At 43.6% G+C, this 4659-nt stretch carries 2 protein-coding genes; both read left to right on the top strand.

The genetic code is table 11. The features are described 5' to 3' along the window. Positions 1-239 precede the first annotated feature (239 nt). Entirely contained in the window at positions 240-3218 is a 2979-nt protein-coding gene (locus K8R76_03875; GenBank protein ID MCD4847309.1) for a tetratricopeptide repeat protein, read from the top strand. Positions 3219-3726: 508 nt separating this feature from the next. Continuing rightward, entirely contained in the window at positions 3727-4626 is a 900-nt protein-coding gene (locus K8R76_03870; GenBank protein ID MCD4847308.1) for a bifunctional enoyl-CoA hydratase/phosphate acetyltransferase, read from the top strand. Positions 4627-4659: the final 33 nt, after the last annotated feature.

Genomic DNA, 4659 nt, shown 5'->3' with positions numbered 1-4659 from the left:
CACCATAGGTATGGTGTACAATGTTTACGATTATCGAGCCTGTCAATAGCAGACAGGAAACCGATCCTTTTGCTCTCATCAATGGGTTTCTGTAGAAAAGCAAATCGGATATTCTGCAGTACTTCGAAATAAGAACTTGTAATTGACTGCTTCAAAGCTTTGACATGAGCAGGTCCTCGTGCGTATTGTCATTTCTTGATTAAATAATACTCGAAGAAAGAGTTTCTGAAGACAGGGAGATGAGTAAACACAGAATTATGTCTACGGATACAACTGAGAATCTGAAGAATAAGCTGGAAGCACTCCGTACTCAGCCTGAAACAGATGCAACAAGCCCAGAGATGGTGAAGGTGTTATGTGATTTAGCATACGTACTTTACCGTTCCGATCCTGAACAGGCGGGAGGCTATGCCAGCCAAGCTCTTACTCTTGCAGAAAGAACAGGATTCAAAAAAGGGATGGCTGAGAGCCACATGGCTATCGGAACATTATACTGGGCAAGAGGTGATTTCGATAAATCGCTTGAATGCTACACAAGATCTTTGAGGATTTGTGAAGAAACCGGAGATACGAAAGGTATTGCCAGCTGTCATACCAATATCGGGAACATCCACAGGAATCAGGGCGATTATGAACGAGCATTTGAATACCACATTAAAGCTCTGAAGATCAAGGAAGAAATAACTGACAAACCAGGTATGGCAAAGAGTTATAACAGTATCGGTATCATTTACGATGAGTGGAAGGAATATGATCAGGCACTTGATTACTACTTCAAGGCTCTGCAAATCTTTGAGGAACTGGGAGACAAGCAAGGTATTGCAATCTCTTACAACAACATCGGAGTAGTCTTTGAATCGCAGGGAGATTCCACTAGTGCGCTCGAACACTATCAGAAGTCTCTGGGAATCAAGGAGAAAATTGGGGACAAGAAAGGTGTCGCCGACTCCTACATGAACATTGGAACCCTTTACGAGGAGCAGAAAGAACTCGAACCGGCATTGGAATATTGCTTAAAGGCTCTGGCCATTTACAAAGAGATAGGGGATAAACGGGGAATCGCGGATTCTAACAATCATATCGGTCGTATTCATACTCGGCTTGAGCGCTACGATTCGGCGCTGGTTTATCTGCAAGAGGGCTTGGAGCTTGCCCGGAAAACCGGGACAAAAGAATGGGAAACGAATAGTTATAAGTACCTTTCCGAACTTCATCAGGTACAGGGTGATTTCGAACAGGCTCTGGACTTCCACAACAGATACAGCGAACTGAGAGAGAAGATCTTCAGTGATACTACTGCTGAAAAGATTACCCAGATGCAGGTCAGATACGAGACTGAGAGAAAGGAAAAAGAAGCGGAGATCTATCGAGGCATTTTTTCGAACACCGTTATAGGAATGTACAGAATTACTACTGAAGGAAGCGTCCTTATGGCCAATTCGGCGCTGGTGAGCATGCTGGGGTACTCTTCATTTGATGAGTTGGCACAGCATAATCTTCATGATGTGCGGTATGATTCTGAGCAGTTGCATTTCGGTCTCAGTGAACATCTTAAGGATAAGGAAGTCGTGCTTGGATTAGAATCACTCTGGTTCAGACGGGATGGCACTTCCCTCTTCATCCGCGAAAGTTCAAGAGCAGTCCGGGATGAATCAGGGAATGTTCTGTATTATGAAGGGACCGTCGAGGACATTACCGAACGGAAACGGGCAGAGGACGCTCTGCGGGAGAGTAACACCAGAAATGAAGCACTTCTTGCCGCTATGCCCGAGATGATGTTCGTACTTTCAAATAATGGGACTTACCTGGATTTCAAAGTAGAAAAAGAAGATGATCTTTCCATTCCGCCAGGGGAAATCATCGGAAAGAATATATCCGATGTCGGATTTTCGGAGGATGCAGTGAAATTCATCCTTGAACAGATTGAAAACACTCTGAAAACAGGAACTACACACAGTTTCGAGTATGATCTTAACATCAAAGGTTCTGATAACATTTTTGATGCCCGTATCGTTCCGTTCGGGGAAAATAAGATACTGGCAACAGTTCGAAACATTACCGAGAAAGCAAAGGCAGAGGAAGAGCTCCGGAAATTGCAGAAGATCGAGAATACCGCTACTCTTGCAAGCGGCATAGCACATGATTTCAACAATATTCTCACTGGACTATTCGGTAATATCTCTATAGCTAAGATGAAGCTTTCCAAAGATCACCCTGGATTCAAGTCTCTTGAAGAAGCGGAAAATTCCATGAACAGGGCAATTCATCTTACCAGGCAGCTGCTTACATTTGCAAGGGGCGGAGAACCTGTCAGAGAAGACATCAGCCTTTGCGAATTAATTAAGGGAATTTCGGGGTTTGACCTGTCAGGCAGTAATGTAATGCCTGTTTTCAATCGAGCGGAAAATCTTTGGATAACTAAAGCGGACAAAGGACAGATGCAGCAGGTATTCTCCAATCTGATAATAAACGCCGATCAGGCAATGCCCGATGGCGGGCATCTGTATATCACACTGGAGAATGCTGATGTCTCAAAGAATGAAGTGCCGAATCTCAACCCTGGTAAATATGTCAAAGCCACAATACGCGATGAGGGAACAGGCATAGATCAAAAGCACCTTGACCGAATATTCGACCCTTACTTCAGCACCAAGCAGGCTGGCAGCGGTCTGGGTCTGGCCACGGTTTATTCGATAATAAGCAAACATGGCGGGTATATAGGTGTTGATTCGGAACGTGGCACGGGAACAACCTTTACGCTATACATCCACGCTTCTGAATCACGGCAACTTCCGGAAAAGAAACAACCCGGATTGAAACCACTGATACAAGGGGAAACAGCCAGGATACTTGTGATGGATGATGAAGAAATAATCAGGAAAATATCAAAGGTTATGCTTGAAGAATGCGGATATACAGTAGATTCTGCGGTTGATGGAAAAGAAGCGATAAAAAAATACATATCCGCTGAAGAAATGGGCTGTCCCTTTGATATTGTTATTCTGGATCTGACTATTCCTGGTGGCATGGGCGGTAAAGAAGCGGTCAGGAAACTTTTTTCCATTGACCCCGAAGTAAAGGCTATTGTCTGCAGCGGTTATTCAACGGATCCTGTCATGGCCGATTTCAGCGAATACGGATTTGCAGGGAAGCTTTCTAAACCGTTTAAGATAAAGAATCTGATAAAAGAAATAACCCGCGTAATCGAGATGGAATAAGATGAATTCCCGTTGATATTCGCTGGTTCAGTTATTACGCCTTTGCTTTCTACTGGAAGAATCAACCAAATTATAGCACTTGAAGGATGCTTCAATACCGGCAGGCAGACCCACATCCCAGAACAAATTCCCCAGAATAATTCGTCCTTCATACCTGCCGGCACCTGAAATATGCTTAATACTTCACTAAACCATGGTTAATAGAAATATTTGTTCAGTTTGAATATTAAGTAATCAACATATATGCATAATACATGCCACTATGTGATAGTATTATTAATGCCTGCATATATAAATAGATTGCTGTAACTGATACACTGTCCTGTATAGTGCAAGAGTTCTAATCATATTTTGCAATACCAACGAGCAATCAGAAGCAATTTCAACAACTGCACTGTCAATAGAAACATAGATACGTATATTTCCTCTATCAGTTTTGCACCTATTCAAACAATTTTCTTAAGGAGAAACAATGCAGCCGGTAAAAAGTTTTTCAGAGATGAAGAAAATGGCTAAAGTATTACCTTCCAGAAGAGTGGCAGTAGTCAGAGCTGACGAAGCTGAAACGCTGACAGCCGTTATGACAGCAGTAGATGAGAATATGATCGATGCCGTTCTGATAGGCGGATCTGATGCGATTAAACGTTCAGCTGACGAGGCTGGAGTAGATATAAGCGGCATGGACATCATCGAAGCTGCGGAAGACAAACCTGCTGCGGAGAAAGCAGTTGAGCTAATCAGAAACGGCGAAGCCCATGTTATAATGAAAGGGCTTGTTGCCAGTTCCATCTTTCTGAAAGCAATACTGGATAACGAGAAAGGCATTCGAGGTCCTGGTCTTCTTAGCCATGTAGCAGTTTTTGATATTCCAACATATCCGAAATTGCTCACTGTAACCGACGCAGGTATGAATATCAAACCTGGACTTGATCAGAAAGTTCTGATGTTGAAGAACGCCATAACAGTCGTAAATGCTCTCGGAATTGATCTTCCGAAATCAACCTATTTATGCGCAAAAGAAATACCCTATGAGAAAATGCCTCGCACAATGGAAGCCGCAAAGATCAAAAAAATGGTTGAGGACGGTGAAATTACAGGTACTGATTTTGATGGTCCGCTTGCCATGGATCTCGCGGTCTCTCCGGAAGCGGTAAGAATCAAGAAGATAAAAAGTTCTGTGGCTGGTCAGGTAGACATTGTACTGCTGCCGGACATCGAGTCCGCAAATATCCTATATAAGACGCTGCTTTTCCTGTCAAACGCTGAAGGTGCTGCCGTGATAATGGGTGCAACACATCCTGTAACGCTTACATCCCGTGCGGACTCGGCGGAATCCAAGCTCTGTTCGCTTGTTCTGGCAGGAATTGTGGCTTCTTACCTTGAAAGCTGCCCGATCAATCAGTCATAAGAGCATTTAGTAATCAGCCAGATTCTGTCCGGC

This window comes from Candidatus Aegiribacteria sp. (assembly GCA_021108435.1).
Classification (GTDB): domain Bacteria; phylum Fermentibacterota; class Fermentibacteria; order Fermentibacterales; family JCC-6; genus Aegiribacteria.
The sequence above is the reverse complement of the archived record's forward strand: the minus strand, read 5'-3'. Positions and strand labels throughout refer to the sequence as shown.